General features: G+C 44.5%; 20 protein-coding genes. 18 read left to right on the top strand and 2 right to left on the bottom strand.

The window, feature by feature from the left end:
- Nucleotides 1-62 precede the first annotated feature (62 nt).
- Entirely contained in the window at nucleotides 63-722 is a 660-nt protein-coding gene (locus tag JFY49_RS15740) for a TetR family transcriptional regulator (RefSeq protein ID WP_086196589.1), read from the top strand.
- A 60-nt stretch (nucleotides 723-782) separates the two neighbouring features.
- Here the strand turns inward: JFY49_RS15740 and JFY49_RS15745 are convergent, their stop codons facing one another.
- Nucleotides 783-1,400, bottom strand: a complete 618-nt coding sequence (locus JFY49_RS15745) for a thiol:disulfide interchange protein DsbA/DsbL (RefSeq protein WP_166170529.1) — start codon at nucleotides 1,398-1,400, stop codon at nucleotides 783-785.
- A gap of 180 nt (nucleotides 1,401-1,580) precedes the next feature.
- On the opposite strand from JFY49_RS15745, the gene ubiG reads away from it, so the two are divergent.
- The 12 genes from ubiG to JFY49_RS15805 all read left to right on the top strand — a co-directional run bounded on the left by ubiG (nucleotide 1,581) and on the right by JFY49_RS15805 (nucleotide 13,028).
- Nucleotides 1,581-2,294, top strand: coding sequence for a bifunctional 2-polyprenyl-6-hydroxyphenol methylase/3-demethylubiquinol 3-O-methyltransferase UbiG (ubiG, locus tag JFY49_RS15750; protein ID WP_166170527.1), 714 nt, complete (start codon nucleotides 1,581-1,583; stop codon nucleotides 2,292-2,294).
- A complete protein-coding gene (locus JFY49_RS15755) occupies nucleotides 2,291-2,992 on the top strand; it encodes an HAD family hydrolase (protein ID WP_413784605.1) in 702 nt (233 codons plus the stop codon). The genes ubiG and JFY49_RS15755 overlap by 4 nt, the downstream gene beginning before the upstream one ends.
- A gap of 31 nt (nucleotides 2,993-3,023) precedes the next feature.
- The gene (locus JFY49_RS15760; RefSeq protein ID WP_086196593.1) at nucleotides 3,024-3,770 is read left to right on the top strand and encodes a YciK family oxidoreductase; all 747 of its coding nucleotides are present in this window, start codon (nucleotides 3,024-3,026) and stop codon (nucleotides 3,768-3,770) included.
- 660 nt (nucleotides 3,771-4,430) lie between these two features.
- On the top strand, nucleotides 4,431-4,829 hold the full coding sequence (locus JFY49_RS15765; RefSeq protein WP_086196594.1) for an RcnB family protein: 399 nt from the start codon (nucleotides 4,431-4,433) through the stop codon (nucleotides 4,827-4,829).
- Between the two features lie 228 nt (nucleotides 4,830-5,057).
- Nucleotides 5,058-5,444 carry an RcnB family protein gene (locus JFY49_RS15770; protein WP_086196595.1) on the top strand — a complete coding sequence of 129 codons (387 nt, stop codon included), beginning with the start codon at nucleotides 5,058-5,060 and terminating at the stop codon, nucleotides 5,442-5,444.
- 130 nt (nucleotides 5,445-5,574) lie between these two features.
- The gene (gene argA / locus JFY49_RS15775) at nucleotides 5,575-6,927 is read left to right on the top strand and encodes an amino-acid N-acetyltransferase (RefSeq protein WP_086196596.1); all 1,353 of its coding nucleotides are present in this window, start codon (nucleotides 5,575-5,577) and stop codon (nucleotides 6,925-6,927) included.
- 329 nt (nucleotides 6,928-7,256) lie between these two features.
- A complete protein-coding gene (locus tag JFY49_RS15780; RefSeq protein WP_200223381.1) occupies nucleotides 7,257-8,219 on the top strand; it encodes a sulfonate ABC transporter substrate-binding protein in 963 nt (320 codons plus the stop codon).
- A gap of 28 nt (nucleotides 8,220-8,247) precedes the next feature.
- Nucleotides 8,248-9,240 (top strand): sulfonate ABC transporter substrate-binding protein, encoded by a 993-nt coding sequence (locus JFY49_RS15785; protein ID WP_200223382.1) that lies wholly within the window; start codon nucleotides 8,248-8,250, stop codon nucleotides 9,238-9,240.
- Between the two features lie 16 nt (nucleotides 9,241-9,256).
- Nucleotides 9,257-10,432 carry an FMNH2-dependent alkanesulfonate monooxygenase gene (ssuD, locus tag JFY49_RS15790; protein WP_200223383.1) on the top strand — a complete coding sequence of 392 codons (1,176 nt, stop codon included), beginning with the start codon at nucleotides 9,257-9,259 and terminating at the stop codon, nucleotides 10,430-10,432.
- A complete protein-coding gene (gene ssuC, locus JFY49_RS15795; RefSeq protein ID WP_200223384.1) occupies nucleotides 10,432-11,247 on the top strand; it encodes an aliphatic sulfonate ABC transporter permease SsuC in 816 nt (271 codons plus the stop codon). Before ssuD ends, ssuC begins: the two co-directional genes overlap by 1 nt.
- Before the next feature lie 10 nt (nucleotides 11,248-11,257).
- Entirely contained in the window at nucleotides 11,258-12,067 is an 810-nt protein-coding gene (locus JFY49_RS15800) for an ABC transporter ATP-binding protein (RefSeq protein ID WP_086196601.1), read from the top strand.
- Between the two features lie 346 nt (nucleotides 12,068-12,413).
- Complete coding sequence (locus JFY49_RS15805) at nucleotides 12,414-13,028, top strand: TetR/AcrR family transcriptional regulator (protein ID WP_086196602.1); 615 nt, start codon at nucleotides 12,414-12,416, stop codon at nucleotides 13,026-13,028.
- Between the two features lie 79 nt (nucleotides 13,029-13,107).
- Here JFY49_RS15805 and JFY49_RS15810 read toward each other — a convergent pair whose 3' ends face one another.
- A complete protein-coding gene (locus JFY49_RS15810) occupies nucleotides 13,108-13,671 on the bottom strand; it encodes a 5'-nucleosidase (RefSeq protein WP_200223386.1) in 564 nt (187 codons plus the stop codon).
- 320 nt (nucleotides 13,672-13,991) lie between these two features.
- Here JFY49_RS15810 and ribF point away from each other — a divergent pair, with 320 nt between their 5' ends.
- The 5 genes from ribF to JFY49_RS15835 all read left to right on the top strand — a co-directional run bounded on the left by ribF (nucleotide 13,992) and on the right by JFY49_RS15835 (nucleotide 19,604).
- Entirely contained in the window at nucleotides 13,992-14,993 is a 1,002-nt protein-coding gene (gene ribF, locus JFY49_RS15815; RefSeq protein ID WP_086196604.1) for a riboflavin biosynthesis protein RibF, read from the top strand.
- Nucleotides 14,994-15,056: 63 nt separating this feature from the next.
- Entirely contained in the window at nucleotides 15,057-17,903 is a 2,847-nt protein-coding gene (gene ileS, locus JFY49_RS15820) for an isoleucine--tRNA ligase (RefSeq protein WP_200223388.1), read from the top strand.
- Nucleotides 17,896-18,438 (top strand): signal peptidase II, encoded by a 543-nt coding sequence (lspA, locus tag JFY49_RS15825; protein ID WP_086196606.1) that lies wholly within the window; start codon nucleotides 17,896-17,898, stop codon nucleotides 18,436-18,438. Before ileS ends, lspA begins: the two co-directional genes overlap by 8 nt.
- Nucleotides 18,431-18,913, top strand: a complete 483-nt coding sequence (locus tag JFY49_RS15830) for an FKBP-type peptidyl-prolyl cis-trans isomerase (protein ID WP_200223389.1) — start codon at nucleotides 18,431-18,433, stop codon at nucleotides 18,911-18,913. Before lspA ends, JFY49_RS15830 begins: the two co-directional genes overlap by 8 nt.
- A gap of 148 nt (nucleotides 18,914-19,061) precedes the next feature.
- On the top strand, nucleotides 19,062-19,604 hold the full coding sequence (locus JFY49_RS15835; protein WP_200223390.1) for an NADPH-dependent FMN reductase: 543 nt from the start codon (nucleotides 19,062-19,064) through the stop codon (nucleotides 19,602-19,604).
- Nucleotides 19,605-19,866 lie beyond the last annotated feature (262 nt).

The following is a 19,866-nucleotide window of genomic DNA, read 5'->3' on the forward strand; positions in this document are numbered from 1 at the left end:
ATTCGTCGTTTAATTTGTTTTTTTTTGATAGACTTCATTCAGCATTTTTTTAGGGTAGTTGCATGTCGATACGGGATGAGCGTAAACAGCAGAGCCGCCAGGCACTTTTGGATGCTGCGCTGGCGTTAAACACGTCTGGACGCTCTTTCAGCAGCATCAGTTTGCGTGAAATTGCACGCCATGTCGGTTTGGTACCGACGGCGTTCTACCGTCATTTTCAGGACATGAATGAGCTGGGACTGGAACTAGTCGATCAGGTGGCCCTGCATTTAAAAGGTATTTTTCATCAGCTGGGACAAGCCTATATCTATCAGCCAGATACCGAAACCCAAATCAGCCTAGACCTGTTTTTTCAGGCAGTTGAACATCATCCTGAACCGTGGGTATTTATGATTGCCGAACGCTGGGGGGGATCGGAAGTGATTCGCCAGGCCATTGCCCGGGAAATTAATTTTTTAATTGAAGACCTGGCTAATGATTTGGGGCAAATTGAGGCCATGCAGCACATTGGTAATACCCAAGACCTACAAGTATTTTCTAATATTTTAATTAACTTGTCTTTTACCTGGGCGATGACCTGGATGGATATCAACCGTCACTATCAGGCTGAAGAGCGTCTAGAACAACAAAAACAGTTTAAGCTGCAAACCATGACTCAAGTGCATTTAATTTTCCGTGGCATCTCCAACTGGGACCCTTCCAAAGATTCGGTCTCTTCATAATTGAATAACGACCAGATGTAAAAAAACCGCCATGATGGCGGTTTTTTTAGAACCTATTACTTATTTGGCTTTACGCTCTTTTTCTACCAGATAGCTGATCACTTGAGTGACTTTGCCATCTTCACCTTGCACCACATATTTACCATTGACCACAACCGCAGGCACACCACTGAGTTGATATTGCTGTGCCAACTGTTTGGCTTGTGCTATTTTTGAAGTAATAACAAATGAATTAAACATGCTGTTGAATTTGGCTTCAGGCACGCCATATTTTACAAAGAACTTGGCTTGGGATTTTTGATCAAAAATCTGCTGGCCACCTGCATGAATGGCATGGAATAAAGGCAAGTGAGTTTTCTTACGAACGCCTAATGCTTCAGACACATAATAGCCACGCGCGCCCTGCTCCCAGACAGGATTCATTGCAGCCGGAGTACGCACGAAACGCACATCTTTAGGTAATTTTTTCAGCCAGGTCTGCATATGCGGCTCTAAGCGATAGCAATGCGGGCAGCCATACCAGAAGAATTCACGCACTTCAATTTTTCCAGGAACTTCAACCTTAACCGGATTGGCCACCACGGTGTAATCTTTACCTGCAACAAAATTGGCTGCCATTGCAGTACCGGATAAGGCAAAAATAGCCGTTGCTACACTACCTAAAAGAAATTTTTTCATTGACCTTATTGTCCTCTAAATCATTATGTCTAATTTATGCGATCACTATAAATCAATTATGCCGAATTCGTTTTCATTCTGTGAACTTTTTTACGGCATTTATCGCTTTTTTTAGAATTAACGCTACACTAAGCTTCTGTAACTTTTTTAAATTATAATGACTTGATTGAGGTGATACCGATGTCGCAATTGAATGTTGATCCACAAGAAATTGCCAAATTTGAAGCATTCGCTGCCATATGGTGGGATCAGCATTCTGAGTTCCGCCCCTTGCATATGATCAATCCACTGCGTTTAAACTGGATTGATGAGCATGCTGGCGGTCTCAGCGGTAAAAAAGTGCTCGATGTCGGTTGTGGTGGCGGTATTCTGTCGGAAAGCATGGCACGTCGTGGAGCTAATGTTTTGGGTATCGACATGGGTGAAGCGCCTTTAAATGTAGCCCGCATTCATGCCGAACAGGAAGGCGTGCAGAATATTGAATATCGCCAGGTTCCAGTAGAACAGTTGGCTCAGGAACAGGCTGGACAATATGATGTGGTGACCTGTATGGAAATGCTGGAGCATGTTCCAAATCCGGCATCAATTATTCAGGCCTGCCAAACCCTGGTCAAACCGGGCGGCCATGTGTTCTTCTCGACCATTAACCGCAATCCAAAGTCTTATCTGTTTGCCATTATTGGCGCGGAATACGTTCTGCGTATGCTCGCTAAAGGGACCCATGATTACAGCAAATTTATCAAGCCTTCCGAGCTGGCGCATGATATCCGTGCAGCAAATCTGAAACTGAAAGACATGACCGGCCTGCATTACAACCCGCTAACAAAACGTTACTGGCTGGCACCAAATGTCGATGTGAACTACATGGTTTATACGGTAAAAGAAGGTGCCTGATGAAAGCTGTACTGTTTGACCTGGATGGCACTCTGATTGACACAGCGGCTGACTTCATTCGCATTATTCAGGACATGTGCCGCGACAAACCCTGTGACATCGTAGCGGCGGATTTAATTCGTACCCAGGTCTCTGAGGGTGCCCGGGCAATGGTGAAACTGGTCTATCCGGAACTGGAAGTGGAAGATCCGGTATTCCTCGCCCATCGCCAGCGCTTTTTGGATTTGTATGGTGAAGATATTGCCGTGGATACCGACCTGTTCGACGGTATGTATCCCTTGCTGCAACAACTGGAAAGTCAGGATATTCCCTGGGGCATTGTCACCAACAAGCCACGCTGGCTCAGTGAGTCCCTGCTTCAGGCACTCAATCTGACCGAACGCTGTGCGGTTCTGGTTTGCCCGGAAGATGTCAGCAATACCAAACCCGATCCGGAACCGATGTATCTGGCGGCCAAGCAAATTCAGGTACGACCTGAAGATTGTATTTATGTGGGTGACCATCCGCGTGACATTGATGCGGGCCGCAATGCCAATATGTACACCATTCTGGCAGGCTATGGCTATTTACCATTGCAACACAAAGATAACTTAACAGCATGGCAGGCGGATTGTATAGTGAAGACAGTTGCAGAATTACATCAAGTGATTAATCAACTAGTCGGCGTAAAACAAGATCATCATTCACTCATTTCATAACGACATAACAATATAAACGAGGAGGTATGCAATGAAATATTCAGAATATCAGCCTCGCCCCGATCTGTTAAAAGATCGCATTATCCTGATTACAGGTGCGGGCGATGGTATTGGCCGTGCGGCTGCAATAAGCTATGCCCTGCATGGTGCCACTGTAGTGCTGCATGGACGTACCCTAAACAAGCTTGAAGTCATCTATGATGAAATTGAAAGCCTGGGTGCGCCACAACCGGCTATTCTGCCTTTGCAGCTCTCCAGTGCCTCTCCTCGTGACTATGAGTTACTGGTCGATACTTTAACGCAACAGTTCGGTCGCCTGGACGGCATTTTGCACAATGCCGGGATTCTGGGAGAGCGTACCGAACTGGCGCATTACCCGGTAGATGTCTGGGATGATGTGATGGCGGTGAATCTGCGTGCTCCCTTTATTTTGACCCAGGAACTGCTGCCCTTACTGGCAAAGTCCGAGCATGCTTCGGTGGTATTTGCCAGTTCCGGTGTCGGACGTGAAGCGCGGGAACGTTGGGGAGCCTATTCGGTATCCAAAATTGCCATTGAAGCAGTGAACCAGATTTTTGCCAAAGAAAATGTCTATCCGAATGTGCGTTTTAACTGCATCAATCCGGGTGCCACCCGTACCGCCATGCGTGCCAAGGCTTATCCTGAGGAAGATCCAAAAACCCTGGCGACACCGGAAAGCATTATGCCGGCTTACCTGTATTTAATGGGGGACGACAGCCTGCATTTGAATGGTCAAAGCATTGATGCACAAGACTAATCTCTAAAAATAAAAAAGGGAGTTCTATATGCTCCCTTTTTTATTACAGACTTAAATTTTTAAAAACTCAGAACTGTACTTTCGCTATTTAAGGCTTAAATCGTATTTTTAGATAATTTTCACAAAAATATTCGTTTTTATAAATTAAAAGAATGCCGCTATGCTGAACACCATTCAAAAACATTCAGTATGAGAAATTTCAACATGGCAGATCAAAAACGTAAAATTGAAACGATTCGTTGTATTGAAAAACTACAGCTTTCAAATTCTTTGATCATCGGTCTGGATGATGTCAAACAGGCATAAGCGATTGCTGAGGCTGTCAGCTCACTACAAGGCCTGGTGGAACAATGGAACTAAAAGAAAACTATATAGAACTGTCGAATCCAACCCGCTGTTCAGCCCGTTGCTTAGAACATTGTTAAATCAGTCAACGTGATCTCAAAACTTTGATACAAAGTTTTCCTCAAGCAAAAGTTTTTTAATATTTAATAGCGCTATAAAATTGCTGAAGATTTTTAAATGATGAGATATTTTCCCATAATATCCTTATTATCTCTGCATTTTTTAAGAAATGCATGATTGATCTTCACAGTTTCTCTGCAATTATTTTGTACATTAACATCAGTGAAATTAATACTTTTTTTATGAGGGTTCAACATGAAAAAGATTTTGACTGTTTTGGCAATTTCTTTCAGTGCATTGATGGCAAGTAGTGTCAGCCTTGCCGGACCTCATGAAAAAAACAATAATTATCGTGGCTGGGATCAATCCGATCAGCCAAAATTTAGCCGCGGTCGCGATTTTCGTGAAGATGATGATGACATGCAAGACAAACGCCGTATGCGTGAAGAACGCGGATTCAAGCGCCTACAACAGCATAAATGGCAACCGGGTTATGTGATGCCACAGCATTATCGTGGCGATGGCTACAAGGTCGACTATAAAAACCATGACTTGCCAAAACCGTCGCGTAACCAGCAATGGTACAAAATCAATAATGACTATATTTTAGTGGATACAGACAGCAATAATATTGTACGCATTCAAGGATTCTAAACGCCGTTTTAAATGCTCCATGCCCAAACTCCTGTTTGGGCTTTTTTATTTTTGCACTTTTATGGTCAATCCTATCCCTTTATCTCTATAACTTTCAGTCTTTTACAATCTTCTTTTTTTCTCCATCAATTTCACAATTCAACTAAGATTCCAACATCGTTTATCTCGACTTTTCCTCTAATTTTGAATCATCGAAAACATCTTCCTAAATGATCCAGGGTGAAAGTAATGAAAAAAATTCTGACTACAATTGCGCTTTCTTTATCTGCATTGATGGCAACTTCAGCGATGGCAGCACCAGACCATCGTTATGATGATCATCAACACTACAATCATACAGCATCACAACAGGACCACCGTTGGGATCACAATAATCGTTATGACAATAATCGCTATAACCAGAATCGTTATGACAATAAAAGAGTAAACCCAAGCCGTGACTGGCGTGCCGGCCAAAACTTCCCGCGTGTATTTAGCTCATCCAACTATAAAGTCAGCGACCGTGAAGCACGCCGCTTACCGAATACCAACCGTTATCAACAGTGGTATAAAATCAATGGCGACTATGTGTTAGTGAATGAACGTACCGATCGTATTGTGCGCATCATCAACTAAAACCGGCCTAAGTTTCCTCTTCCCTAAAAAACACCTGAATTCGATTCAGGTGTTTTTTATTTTTTAGCTTCCCCCCCGTCATTTTTTGATTAGAATCAAGGAAGGAAATTTTTTTAATTTTGAGATAGGTATGCAAACGAATTCATCTGAAACTTCACAAAGCACAAATTTGCAATATGTGCATTGGTTTCGACATTCTGCGCCCTATATCAATGCCCACCGCAACAAAACCTTTGTCATCATGTTTGATGGTGAGGCGGTGCAACATGAAAATTTCCAGCATATTATTCACGACATTGCCCTGCTGCATTCTTTAGGCATTCGTCTGATTCTGGTGCATGGTGCACGTTCGCAAATCAACCAGAACCTCAAAGCCAGCGGTATTCAAACGCCTTTTCACAATCACCGCCGCATTACCACACGCGAATCTTTAAGCTGCGTCATGAATGCAGTGGGTTCGATCCGTTTACAAATTGAAGCGCTGCTTTCCATGGGACTGGTCAATTCCCCCATGTATGGCGCACGCATTGATGTGATCTCGGGCAATTTTGTCACCGCCAAACCCTATGGCATTCGGGACGGCATCGATTTTCAGCTGACGGGTGAAGTACGAACGGTCGATACTGACGCCATTCAAAGACATTTAAAAAATCACAATATTGTGTTGCTGGGTCCAACCGGCTATTCCAGTACCGGTGAGGTGTTTAACCTGGTGGCAGAAGAAGTGGCCACCAATACTGCCATTCTGCTGAAAGCCGACAAGCTGATTTTTTTGGGTAAACAGCAAGGTCTGGTCAACGAGTTTGGACAATTGCAACGTGAAATAGCGCCGCATCAGCTGGATCGGCAGATCTTGCAATATCAGGATTCCAATCCCGATATTGCCCTGCAATTGCGCGGTGCCAAAAATGCATCACTGCAAGGGGTACATCGTGTACATCTGATTTCTTATACCTACGATGGGGCCTTGCTGGAAGAACTGTTCACCCGTGATGGTGCGGGTACCATGATGACCGATGCCCATTATGAAGATGTACGTACGGCTACGATTCAGGATGTCGGCGGCTTGATGAATCTGCTTCGTCCACTGGAGGCCGAAGGTATTCTGGTGTATCGCTCACGTGAAAGATTAGAAAGTGAAATTGAACAGTTTTCCGTGATTGAACGGGACGGGATGATTCTGGCCTGTGCCGCGCTGTACCCTATTCCCACCTCAGCCAATGAAGTTAAATCGGCGGAGATTGCCTGTGTCGCAGTCGATCCGACCTATCGCAAGTCTAACCGCGGCAGCCAGATTCTGCATTATCTGGAAGACAAGGCCAAAAGTCTGGGCATTCAGCAACTATTTGTACTGACCACACGTACCGCGCACTGGTTTGTCGAACATGGTTTTGAACCCGCCAGTGTCGATGACCTGCCCAATGCACGTCAGGCCCTGTATAACTATCAACGTAATTCCCTAGTCTTCAAAAAGCCACTTTAAAGTGGCTTTTTTTATGCAGCTTATATCTTTATTTTTTATATCTTTATGATAAACCCATCGAAATTTATCATGATTTGTTTATGGCATTTTTGCATATTCTTATCCACGCTTAAGATTTAGAATTTAAGTTAATTAATATCAATAATTTAATTAAATAAAACTGGATATTGAGTTGTCCTGATAAATCATATTTCCGCATAAGGTTTTCTTTATTTTATTTATCTTTTTTCCTCATTAGAAATTTATCTTTTCTTATTTTTTTCGAAAAAGAAAAGGCTTTAGCGTATGTGTTCAATATTCAACACTTCCTTATTGCGGAGCACACATACATGAGCGCCATTCAAGCAAAATTCTGGGCGAAATCACTGGTCCTTTCTTCAGTAGTTGCTGGCGCAATGATGATGTCAGGTTGCGGAAAAAAAGAAGCTGAAACAGTCACGTTAAATATCGGCTTCCAAAAATATGGATTGTTACCGATTATTAAAGAACGCGGCACTTTAGAAACGACGTTGAAAGATCAGGGCGTCAATGTGAAATGGGTAGAATTCCCTGCCGGTCCTCAATTGCTTGAAGGCTTAAATGTCGGCAGTGTTGTATTAGGTGAAGCAGGTGAAGCGCCGCCTATTTTCGCACAGGCTGCCAATTCAAATCTGGTGTATATCGCCAACCAGCCGGAAGCACCTAAAGCTGAAGCCGTGATTGTGCAAAAAGATTCAGCCATTCACAGCATCCAGGATTTAAAAGGCAAACGTGTTGCACTCAATAAAGGCTCGAATGTTCATTATCTACTGTTAAAAGTGTTACAAGCCAATAAGCTGACTCTGAATGACATCCAGGTAGTGTATTTACCGCCTTCGGATGCACGCGCAGCCTTTGAGAAAGGTGCAGTCGATGCCTGGGTGATTTGGGACCCGTTCTTTGCTGCTGCAGAAAAGCAGATTGGTGCTCGTGTCATTGCCACAGGTGAAAACCTGGTCAGTAACCATCAGTTTTATCTGGCTGACCGTAAATTTGCCGAGCAGCATCCGGATGTACTGAAAGCGGTCGTAAATGAACTCAACACCACCACACAATGGGTATCCCAGCATCAGGACGAAGCCGCCAAGCTGCTGGAAAAGCCAACAGGACTGTCTAAAGACATCCTGAAAACGTCCATTTCCCGCATGGGCTTTGGAGTACAACCCATTTCTAATGAGGTGGTGCAAAAGCAGCAATATGTTGCCGATGCCTTTTATCAGCAGAAACTGATTCCAAACAAACTCAATATTCAATCCGCGATTTTAGCGAAGTAAATCATAAATAAAACTTAGGGGATTTAACATGACTCAGCATCAACTACACAACAAAGCAGTCACATGGTTCAAGACCTCCAGTCATGGCATGAATGCTATGTTAGTTGCTTGTGCGATGTTGGGTTCAAGTGCCGCCTGGGCTGTTGATCCTTCAGTGAAACAGCTTCGTGTCGGCTATCAAAAATCTTCTGTCAATCTGGTGATTGCACAACAGCAAAAGTTATTTGAACAGGAATTTCCCAACGCCAAAATCAGCTGGAATGAATTTCCTGGCGGTCCACAAATTTTAGAAGCCCTAGCCGTCGGTTCTGTAGATATCGGTTCAACCGGCGATACGCCTCCTGTCTATGCTCAGGCAGGCAACAAGCCACTGCATTATTTTGCTTATGAAACGGCAAAACCTTTGGCTTCTGCCATTTTGGTGCCAAGCAACTCCCAAATTACCCAGCTCCGCCAGTTGAAGGGTAAACGTATTGGGGTTCACCGCGGTTCAAGCTCACATTATCTATTGGTACAGGCAGTACGCAAAGCCGGTTTGCAATGGACAGATGTTCAACCGATCTGGCTCAGTCCGGCTGATGCCCGTGCGGCTTTCCAGAAAGGTGCGATTGATGCCTGGGCCATTTGGGATCCCTACTATGCTGCGGCACAACTGGAAGATAAGGCCAAGGTACTGACCACAGGTAAAGGCCTAAGTCCAAATTACACCTTCTATCTGGCTTCAAATGATTTGGTTAAGAATCATCCTCAGGCTCTCAAAAGCATTATCAAGCAGCTGAATGTTGCCGATAAATGGGTACAAAGCCACAAGGCTGCGACTGCAAGCCTGTTTGCGCAAAGCACAGGTCTGAAACCGATTGTCAGTCAGACTTTTATCCAGCGCCGTCCTAACCCGTCTGGTGCTGCTCTGCTCAGCAAAAAAGTGATTGCCGATCAGCAAGAACTCGCCAACCGTTTTAGCGAACTCAAAATCATTCCGAAATCTATCAATATCCAGCAAGCCGTTTGGGCAGGCAAATAATCTAAGGATCAATGCAATGAAAATTTTCTGGTTTATTCCTACGCATGGTGACAGTCGTTATTTAGGCACGAGCAAAGGCGCCCGTCAGGTCGATCATGCTTATATGAAACAGATTGCCGTCGCGGTAGATAACCTGGGTTATGAAGGCGTACTCATTCCAACCGGCCGTTCATGTGAAGATCCATGGATTACCGCTGCCAGCCTGATTGATGCCACTAAAAATTTGAAATTCCTGGTGGCATTACGTCCAGGCGTGACCACGCCGGCACTGGCTGCGCGTATGGCCGCGACTTTTGACCGTTTGTCGGGCGGTCGCGTTCGGCTGAACCTGGTCACTGGTGGTGATGAGCAAGAGCTCAAAGGTGACGGCGTATATGAAGATCATGCGACGCGCTATAAAACTGCGGCTGAATACACTACCATCTGGCGTGAAATTTTAAAACGTTCACATACTGGTGAAAGTTTCACTTTCCACGGTGAACATTTAAGTGTCGATGATGCAAAACTGCTTTATCCACCCGTACAACAGCCTTATCCACCGCTTTGGTTTGGCGGTTCTTCCGATGCAGCAGTGGAATTGGCCACCGACCAGGTCGATACTTACCTGACTTGGGGTGAGCCACCAGCCGCAGTGAAAGAAAAAATTGAAAATGTCAGAGCCAAAGCTGCTGCCAAAGGCCGTAGCTTAAGTTACGGTATCCGTTTACACGTGATTGTGCGTGAAACCAATGAACAGGCATGGGCTGCTGCTGAAGAGCTGATTCAGTATGTGGATGATGCAACCATTGCTGCTGCACAACAAAAATTCAAGCAGATGGATTCCGTCGGCCAACGTCGTATGGCTGAACTGCATAACGGTGACCGTACTAAACTTGAAGTTTCTCCAAACCTGTGGGCAGGTGTAGGCTTAGTACGCGGTGGTGCAGGTACGGCACTGGTCGGTGACCCTGAAACGGTTGCTGCACGTATTCAAAAATATGCGGACTTGGGTATTGATACCTTTATTTTCTCAGGCTATCCGCATCTGGAGGAATCCATCCGTTTTGCCGAACTGGTATTCCCGCTGTTGCCTTTAGAAACCCGTAAAAAACTGGCTCAACCGAACTTGACTGGTCCTTTTGGTGAAATCGTGGCAAATAACTATGTTGCTGATGAGGCCAAGAAGGAAGTGAAATATCAGGAGCCGGCTTAATGAGCAAAAGCATTTCTGCGGGAGCCTTGCAGAAACCCAAGGTTTCACGTGGAACACAATTTGGGCAGCGTTTGCTGCCCTGGTTGTTCCCGATTGCACTGATTGTTATCTGGCAAATTGCCTCCAGTACCGGGCTGTTGGAAAGCCGCATTCTACCTGCACCGACGGCGGTCGTAGCTGCATTTTGGCATCTGCTGATCAGTGGTGAACTTTGGCAACACGTAAAGGTGAGTGCCGGACGTGCCCTGCTCGGTTTATTGGTCGGTGGCGGTTTAGGTTTATTACTCGGCCTGCTCAATGGCTCTTCGAAGACGGCATCGACTCTGCTGGATACCACGTTACAGATGATCCGTAATATCCCGGCTTTAGCCTTAATTCCTTTGGTGATTTTATGGTTCGGGATTGATGAATCCGCCAAGCTGTTTTTGGTCGCTGTCGGGGTGTTCTTCCCACTGTATATCAATACCTATCATGGCATTCGTTCAGTCGATCCGCAGCTAATCGAAATGGGTAAAAGTTACAGCTTAACGCGCTGGCAGTTATACAAAGAAATTATTTTACCGGGTGCGATGCCTTCGATTCTGGTCGGTTTACGCTTTGCCCTTGGTCTAGTCTGGGTACTGCTGATTGTGGCCGAAACTATTTCCGCACAATCCGGCATTGGTTATATGACCATGAATGCGCGTGAGTTTTTACAAACTGACGTGGTCTTGGTAGGAATTTTACTGTATGCCCTGCTCGGCAAACTGGCCGATGTATTGGCCGTCGCTTTAGAAAAATACCTGCTGCGTTGGCACGCTGGCTATCAAAAATAAGGAATAAGACATGACTGATTTAAGCATCGGGCGTCATGTATCTGAAGAACGCTCAATATCGCAACAACCTGACCCTACAGATATCAATCCTAACGCTGTGGTGGGTGCAGAAATTCTGATTGAACAGCTGCACAAATTCTATGGCGAAGTGAAAGTTCTGGAAGATCTGGACCTGCATATTCAACCGGGTGAATTCCTGGCCATTGTCGGACGCAGTGGCTGCGGTAAAAGTACCCTGCTGCGTCTGATTGCCGATCTGGAACAACCGAGCTATGGCGAAATCAAGTTTAAATCAGCACGTCATATTCGCGAAGGCATCACCAGCGATGACATTCGGGTCATGTTCCAGGACCCACGACTGTTGCCGTGGCGTAGCATCGAGCAAAATGTACAATTGGGTTTAGCCAAAGAACAGCAAGCCAATGCTTCTGCACTACTGGAAAAAGTCGGCTTGAAAGAAAAGGCCGGACTCTGGCCATCACAACTTTCAGGCGGTCAGCGTCAGCGTACTGCACTGGCCCGTGCCTTATCGCATAAACCTCGCATTTTGCTGCTTGATGAGCCTTTAGGTGCGCTGGATGCACTCACCCGTTTGGACATGCAGAACCTGATTGAAAAACTCTGGACTGAACAGGGCTTTACCGCCATTTTAGTCACTCATGATGTCAGTGAAGCTGTACAACTGGCTGACCGGATTATCCTGTTAGATAAGGGGCACATTGCCCAGCAGTTTAAAGTGGATTTGCCTCGACCACGTAAAAAAGATTACACATTTACCGAGCTGGAACAGCAAGTATTAAATGCGGTATTGGCAACCTGAGCATGCAACACGACGATAACGAATCTAAACGATCCGTTATCCTTCCTCGGTTTATGCATCTTTTAGTTCAGCCTAAACATACTCTTTAGTTTTTTTAAAACTGCACCAAATCTAAACACAAAAGACCAGTCGCATCATTTACAAAAAAAATCAATTCCATTTAATCATTTATATAAAAAATGCAATCATTGCCTATCGGTAGGTTCTATAGGATTTTTAACTCATTAAATAGCTAACCTACAGAATAAACTATCAATTATGATAAAAATGCAATTTTTAGTAATGCACAAATCTGTCGATTTGCCGTACAATTTGCCTTTCCCCTTTAATTTTTTTAAATTTGCCAATGGAACAAAAAAAGAGTACACAAAAAAGACATCAATTGCTAAATGCTGCACTCGATGTATTTTCCCTTTACGGTTTTAATGGGGCAAGCTTAGACGAGATTGCTCAGATTGCTGAAATGCATAAATCGAATATTTTCTACTATTATGAAAATAAAGAAGCTTTATATGTAGAAGTACTGACCACCGTTCTACAGAAATGGCTTGCGCCGCTGCAAATGCTGGAATCAGAGTTGGAACCTGAAGAAGCGATTACCAATTATTTATTGCAAAAAATTGAAGTGTCACGTACTCAACCGAAAGCATCCCGCCTGTTTGCGCTGGAAGTGATCCAAGGTGCGCCGCATATTTTGCCAATTCTAAAAGGTCCTTTAAAGAAACTGTTTAAACGCAAGGCTAAAGTGATTAGCGTGTGGCAGGAACAGGGGAAAATTGCCAAAGAAATTGATCCTGAACTGCTGATTTTGAATATTTGGGCATTGACGCAAAACTATGCAGATTTTGCCACCCAAATGGAAATGGTCACGGGTAAAACCTTACGCAACCGCAGTATGCAACAACGTTGTATTCAACATACTGTACATATGATGTTATATGGCGTAATTCCTCGTTCATAACTGTTAAATTATCCCCAAGGATAATTTTGGCATACGACCATAGCCTTCTATGGTCGCCAAATTACTACTGTTACCCATCTTATTTTATCGTTTGATATAATTCTGACAGTTTTTGCGCACCCAACAATAAATTTTCTTCCCAATCTAGATGTGCAGTTTCATTGGCGCCATCGGTAATATATTTTACAGAAACAAATCTTACTCCCAGTTTTTTACAGACTTTGGCCATGGCATAGCCTTCCATATCGACCAGATGGCATGGCACTTTAGGCAAGCCTGTTTCAAAGCTGTCCCCTGTTCCGCAGATCCCTTGAGGCAAATGCTGAAAATAGGACTGCAAATGAATTTCTGCCGGATGGTCCTCATCCATAGGCGTAACTCCGACTGCAAAACCGAGCGGGGATACATCCATGTCCCGTTGCACAAAGGTGCTGACTTCTACCAGTTCATGCGCATTAAAATGCGAACTTCCGGCGGTACCCAAATTGAGCAGGGTCTTGCAACCAGTCTTGTGAATCACCTCGAAGGCTTTAAACGCCGCATTGACTTTGCCTATACCGCTGTAATGGACTTCGATGCCTGCCTGTTCAAACAGACCTTTAGATTCACTGGGCAAAGCCATAATTAAAGCCAGATCAGACATAGCAAAACCTTATCGATGCACAAATTTAAAATTGTGCCAATTAGAAAAGAATTACCCAATAAGTGCAAATTTAAAATCATAAGCACGTTCCCGTACAAAAATTTGATCCCCCGATTCACTTGAATATTTAAATTTATTTTTCTTGTCATCACCGATTTCGAAGCCATTCCATGCAATGAATCTTCTGGATGCAGATTTTTTTCAAATACTATTTTTGCAAGAAATTTAATATTTTTTTGTATGAAAACACAACAACAAGACGAACGCGTAAGATTATGGCAATATATAGCCCTGATAACTTTTCACTTATTGATTCGCCCATGAAGCTGCTCCGCCTGAATGCTTTAGCGCCCAATTTTCAATTGCCAAAAACGGCCGTAACCATTGGTAATTTTGACGGTGTACATTTGGGCCATCAGGCAATGATTAGCCAGTTAAAACAGCTGGCAGCCGCAGAAAATTTAAAAACGCTGGTGATGATTTTTGAGCCGCAACCTCTGGAGTTTTTTAAGGGTTATGATGCTCCTCCACGTATTACCTCACTGCGTGAAAAAGTGGAATATCTGACTAAACTGGGCGTGGACTACATTGCCGTTGCAAAATTTGATAACCATTTCCGCAGTCTAAATGCTGAAAGCTTTGCTGAACTGTTAAAAGTAAAACTTAATGCAGAACATCTGGTTCTGGGCGATGACTTCCACTTTGGCAAAAACCGTCAGGGCAATAGTGAATTTTTAACAGCCTATGGTTTTCAGGTCACCAACTTAACTACGGTTGCACTGGATGGTGAACGCGTCAGTTCGACCAGGATCCGCCAGACCTTGCAAGCAGGTGATTTAGCCCTTGCTGCCAAATTACTTGGCCGTCCCTATAGCATCACCGGTCGGGTACAATACGGTGACCAGATTGGACGAACCCTTGATTTTCCAACCATTAATGTCGCGCTAAACCGTCATAAACCGTGCTTGAAAGGCATTTACGGCGTAGAGGTGATGTGTGAAACCCTATCGTTAAAAGATAAAGTGAAAGCCGACGATCCTGAAAAATCAGGCATTGCAGGCTATGAACCTACCGCCCTGTTCGGTGCCGGACATGTCGGTACCCGACCGGCCATCAAACAAGTCCATCCGGAATGGCGATTAGAAGTACATTTTCCTGATGTTTCTGCTAATCTGTATGGCCTGTTAATGCGGGTGACATTCTTGAACTATTTACATGGCGAAAAGGACTACCCTTCGCTTGAAGCATTAAAAGCCGGAATTGATGATGATGTTGAGAAACTGCTTGAGTTTCGACAAAACACGCCGCATTTTCCCTTTTAAATCCCAGATTTTTTATTGTAAAACGCGTCAGCCCAAGGCTGATTAAATTGGAAGACAACTTGCATGAGCGATAAGCAAACTCCTGAAAATGCAGTGGATTATAAAGCCACGCTAAACCTCCCAGGTACTGAATTTGCAATGAAAGCAAATCTGGCAGTACGTGAAGCAAAATGGTTAGAAGAGTGGTATGCCGACAACATTTATCAGCAGATTCGTGCATCGCGTATTGGCAAGAAAAAATATGTGCTTCATGACGGCCCTCCGTACGCAAACGGTCAAATCCATTTAGGCCATGCCGTCAACAAAGTCCTTAAAGACATCATCATCAAAAGCCGCGTGATGGATGGCTATGATGCCCCTTATGTCCCGGGTTGGGACTGTCACGGTCTTCCCATTGAACTGAAAGTTGAAGAAAAAGTCGGCAAAGTCGGCGTGAAAGTCGATGCAGCAACTTTCCGTAAGCACTGCCGTGAGTATGCCTACACCCAGGTTGAATTACAGAAAAAAGACTTCGTGCGTATGGGCGTGTTCGGTGACTGGGATAACCCCTACCTCACCATGAACTTCAAGCAAGAAGCCGACATCGTGCGTTCTCTGGGTGCAATTGCCAAAGCAGGTCATATCGAACCAGGTTTAAAACCAGTGAACTGGTGTCTGGACTGCGGTTCGGCATTGGCTGAAGCTGAAGTTGAATATGAAGACAAGAAATCAGATGCGATTGACGTCGGTTTCAGCGTGGTTGATTTGGCAGACCTGTCTGCACGTTTAGGCGTTGAAGTTAAAGACTCAACTGATATCGTGATCTGGACCACAACACCTTGGACATTACCTGCCAACCAGGCCGTTGCCCTGCATGCTGAAATTGAATATCAATTGGTCAAAGCACGTGGTGAAGATAAACAACCGCAAAACTTTATCTTGGCCAAAGATCTGGTTGAATCTGCGACTGAACGTTATGGCTTTAGCACTGTTGAAGTGATTGCCGATTTTACCGGCGCAAAACTTGAAAACCTGCAACTGCAACATCCGTTAATCGCTGATCGTCAAGTACCGGTCATCCTGGGTGAACACGTCATTGCAACCAGTGGTACAGGGGCAGTACATACCGCGCCAGGCCACGGTGTGGACGACTATAAAGTCGGCCTGTTATACAACTTAAAAGTCGATAACCCGGTCGGTGGTAATGGTGTTTACCTGCCAACTTCACCTATTTTTGCCGGTGAACACATCTATAAAGCCAATCCAAAAATTATTGAAGCTTTAAGTGAAGCGGGCAAACTTTGGGCGCATCACCCGATCAAGCATAGCTACCCACACTGTTGGCGTCATAAAACCCCGATTATCTTCCGTGCTACCCCACAATGGTTCATCAGCATGGATGCCAAAGGTTTACGCCAAGGTGCTTTGAATGCCATTGAAAATGACATCAGCTTCGTGCCGGATTGGGGTAAAAACCGTATCCAGGCGATGATTGAAGGCCGTCCGGACTGGTGTATCTCGCGTCAACGTACCTGGGGCGTGCCAATTCCGTTCTTCGTGCATAAAGACACCAACGAATTGCATCCGCGTACCCCTGAACTGATCGAAGAAGTTGCGAAGCTGATCGAACAGGAAGGCATTGATGGCTGGTACAACCGTGAAGCGAAAGACTTCATCGGTGATGATGCTGAACACTACAATGCGGTACGCGATACGCTAGACGTGTGGTTCGACTCAGGTACAACCCACTACGCGGTATTACGTGAACGTGAAGAACTGCAAGACCCAGCTGATTTGTACCTTGAAGGTTCAGACCAGCACCGTGGCTGGTTCCAGTCTTCATTGTTGACTTCAATTGCGATTAACGAACGCGCACCGTATAAAGGCCTATTGACTCACGGCTTCGTAGTTGATGAAAAAGGTCGCAAAATGTCTAAATCACTGGGTAACATCATTACCCCGCAAGACATCATTAAAGATATGGGTGCCGATGGTCTGCGTTTCTGGATCGCATCTGCCGACTACCGTTATGAAATGACCGCCGGTAAAGAAATCTTTAGCCGTGCTTCGGATGGTTACCGCCGTATTCGTAATACCCTGCGTTTCTTGCTGGCCAACCTGAATGGCTTCCAGCCAGCTACTGATGCCTTGCCAGTGGATCAATTGATCGCGCTGGATCAATACATCCTGCAACGTGCTGCGGACGTACAAAAAACCATTCAGCAAGCGTATGAAGATATGAACTTCCATATCGTCACCAATGCCTTGACTAACTTCTGTATCAATGACTTGGGTGGTTTCTATCTCGACATCATCAAAGACCGTCAGTACACCACCAAAGCGGATTCACAAGCCCGTCATTCTGCACAAACTGCCTTGTATCATCTGGTCCAAGCCTTTGTACGCTGGATGGCACCGATCTTGAGCTTTACTGCACAAGAAGCTTGGCCTTTAATTCCGGGTCAAAGCGAGAAATACGTGTTCACTGCCGAATGGTATGACATTCCGGTGGCTTCAACTGTGAACCTGGTTTCAGAAGCTGACTGGCAGACTTTAATTAGCGTTAAATCTGCAGTCAACAAGCAAATTGAAGCGGCACGTAATGCCAAACTGATTGGTTCTAACCTGTCTGCAAAAGTTGAACTTTGGGCCAATGCTGAACTGAAAGCAGTATTGGATCAGCTAAGCGACGAGCTTCGTTTTGTCCTGATCACCTCTCAAGTTACTGTAAATGCCTTTGATGCAGCGCAAGGTGAAGCCACTGATCTGGAAGGTTTACGTGTCAAAGTCTCTGCAGCGGATGGTGAGAAATGTGCACGCTGCTGGCATGTACTGCCTGATGTGAATACACATCATGAACATCCAGGCCTTTGTTCTCGCTGTATTATTAACCTTCCTACAGGTCAAGGCGAAGAGAGAAAGTATGCCTAATCCGCAAAATAAAAAGGGCTTATTTCAGTTCTACCCGCACAATCTGGTGTGGGTCGGATTATCCATTGTGGCAATTATTCTGGATCAATGGACCAAATGGTTTGCAACGACCCATCTGAACTATGCAGATCCGGTCCCTGTACTGCCCTTTTTAAACTGGACATTGCTACATAACTATGGTGCAGCCTTTAGTTTCCTGTCCGATGCCGGTGGATGGCAACGCTATTTCTTTACTTCACTGGCAGCGTTAGTGTCTGTAATTTTTGTATTTTGGCTGATGCGTATGCCGAAAAAAATCGTGATTTTACCTATGGCGATTGCCCTGATTCTGGGTGGCGCCATCGGTAACCTGATTGACCGGGTAACCTTGGGTTATGTGGTCGATTTTATTCACGTTTACTACAACAACAGCCACTTTCCTGCTTTTAATATTGCCGATAGTGCCATTACCGTGGGGACTATCTTGCTCCTGATCGATACGTTTTTCCTGGAAAAACACCGTATTCAACGTGCGGAAGCGCAACAAAATGACTGATTTTATTAATCCAAATGAAGAAACCCGAATTGCAGAAGGCTCTAAAGTCGAGCTGCATTTTTCGGTCGCCATTGAAAATGGTGTGGAAATTGACAATACCCGTAACCGTGAAACGCCTGTCAGCCTAGTAATGGGTGATGGCAGTTTATTGCCGGGCTTTGAAAAAGCCCTGTTTGGTTTACGTGCCGGAGACCGTCGTACCGTAAGTCTTCCCCCAGAAGAAGCTTTTGGTCCATGGAATGCTGAAAACGTACAGAAATTTGATACGGTTAAATTCGAACAGCCTCCTGTTGTGGGTCATATGATTGAATTTGAAGATAAAGCCAAGCAAAGTCTGTTTGGTGTGGTGAAATCGGTCGGTGAAGATATTACTGAAATTGATTTTAATCACCCGCTTGCCGGTAAAAACATTACCTTTGAAGTGGAAATCTTTAAAGTGACCCCGGCGGGTCAGCAAGGCGTTAAAATTATGTAAGGTTTCAGCCTTTTTCGTTTAAAAGCTCCTTCGGGAGCTTTTTTATTTTCTGCTTGCAGCGATGGTTAAAGATACAAATCCCTAATATTCAATAGATAACATTGATAATAAGTTAAACATGACAATTCAAAAAATCTAAGGTCCATACATGAAAATATATATTGTCGTGGGTAGCGTGCGTGAAGGTCGGACTGCCATTAAAGTGGCATGTTGGGTCAAGCGCAGTATTGATCAGGCCAATTTCAGTACGGTTCAAGCAGAACTGGTCGATTTAAAAGAATGGAATCTGCCAATTTTTGCCGGCAGCCATCCTCCCCTGACCGGCATTTATGATCAACCCAAACAGCAGGACTGGGCAGACAAGGTTACTTCGGGCGATGCCTTTATTTTTATCAGTCCTGAATATAATCATGGTTATAGCCCGGCGCTTAAAAATGCCCTCGATTACGTCGGTAAGGAATGGCAAGGTAAACCGGCTGCCTATATTGGCTATGGGGCAACCAATGGCTCCCGTTCCATCGACCAGATTCGCCAGGTCGGAACGCAACTTGGCTTAGTGGACAGTAATGCGGTCATTGAAATTCGCGATATTTTTTCACGTAATAAAACCGAAGAATTTGAACCGAATGAGTTTGATGAAAAAGCTTTAAAAAGTGTACTGGATAAACTGATTCAATACGTAAGCAATTGATACCTAGAAAATCGTTGTACGTTTAAGCTTACAAGAGTTGAAGAATATATCTACTTTTCACACATTATCTTTCACGATATATTTAACTCATACCGAGACAGGAAGTCTCTAAACTTACAACTAAAAAGATAAGTGATATAACAGCAGGATGCTGCAAGGTACGACAGGAGTTATACCTTAGAAAGAATATAAAAAACCTCGACAGGATGTCGGGGTTTTTTTCTTTATGCATGATGCTGATCGGGCTGAGCATTTATCGAAA

It is taken from the genome of Acinetobacter sp. CS-2 (assembly GCF_016599715.1).
Lineage (GTDB): Bacteria > Pseudomonadota > Gammaproteobacteria > Pseudomonadales > Moraxellaceae > Acinetobacter.

Bases quoted from the DNA above. Each gene is read 5' to 3' on its own strand.
- argA (WP_086196596.1), top strand. From the start codon at position 5,575: ATGCAAACGAATTCATCTGAAACTTCACAAAGCACAAATTTGCAATAT.
- JFY49_RS15765 (WP_086196594.1), top strand. From the start codon at position 4,431: ATGAAAAAGATTTTGACTGTTTTGGCAATTTCTTTCAGTGCATTGATG.
- lspA (WP_086196606.1), top strand. From the start codon at position 17,896: ATGCCTAATCCGCAAAATAAAAAGGGCTTATTTCAGTTCTACCCGCAC.
- JFY49_RS15770 (WP_086196595.1), top strand. From the start codon at position 5,058: ATGAAAAAAATTCTGACTACAATTGCGCTTTCTTTATCTGCATTGATG.
- JFY49_RS15810 (WP_200223386.1), bottom strand. From the start codon at position 13,671: ATGTCTGATCTGGCTTTAATTATGGCTTTGCCCAGTGAATCTAAAGGT.
- ssuC (WP_200223384.1), top strand. From the start codon at position 10,432: ATGAGCAAAAGCATTTCTGCGGGAGCCTTGCAGAAACCCAAGGTTTCA.
- JFY49_RS15785 (WP_200223382.1), top strand. From the start codon at position 8,248: ATGACTCAGCATCAACTACACAACAAAGCAGTCACATGGTTCAAGACC.
- JFY49_RS15830 (WP_200223389.1), top strand. From the start codon at position 18,431: ATGACTGATTTTATTAATCCAAATGAAGAAACCCGAATTGCAGAAGGC.
- ssuD (WP_200223383.1), top strand. From the start codon at position 9,257: ATGAAAATTTTCTGGTTTATTCCTACGCATGGTGACAGTCGTTATTTA.
- JFY49_RS15835 (WP_200223390.1), top strand. From the start codon at position 19,062: ATGAAAATATATATTGTCGTGGGTAGCGTGCGTGAAGGTCGGACTGCC.
- JFY49_RS15760 (WP_086196593.1), top strand. From the start codon at position 3,024: ATGAAATATTCAGAATATCAGCCTCGCCCCGATCTGTTAAAAGATCGC.
- JFY49_RS15805 (WP_086196602.1), top strand. From the start codon at position 12,414: ATGGAACAAAAAAAGAGTACACAAAAAAGACATCAATTGCTAAATGCT.
- ileS (WP_200223388.1), top strand. From the start codon at position 15,057: ATGAGCGATAAGCAAACTCCTGAAAATGCAGTGGATTATAAAGCCACG.
- ubiG (WP_166170527.1), top strand. From the start codon at position 1,581: ATGTCGCAATTGAATGTTGATCCACAAGAAATTGCCAAATTTGAAGCA.
- JFY49_RS15745 (WP_166170529.1), bottom strand. From the start codon at position 1,400: ATGAAAAAATTTCTTTTAGGTAGTGTAGCAACGGCTATTTTTGCCTTA.
- JFY49_RS15740 (WP_086196589.1), top strand. From the start codon at position 63: ATGTCGATACGGGATGAGCGTAAACAGCAGAGCCGCCAGGCACTTTTG.
- ribF (WP_086196604.1), top strand. From the start codon at position 13,992: ATGAAGCTGCTCCGCCTGAATGCTTTAGCGCCCAATTTTCAATTGCCA.
- JFY49_RS15800 (WP_086196601.1), top strand. From the start codon at position 11,258: ATGACTGATTTAAGCATCGGGCGTCATGTATCTGAAGAACGCTCAATA.
- JFY49_RS15780 (WP_200223381.1), top strand. From the start codon at position 7,257: ATGAGCGCCATTCAAGCAAAATTCTGGGCGAAATCACTGGTCCTTTCT.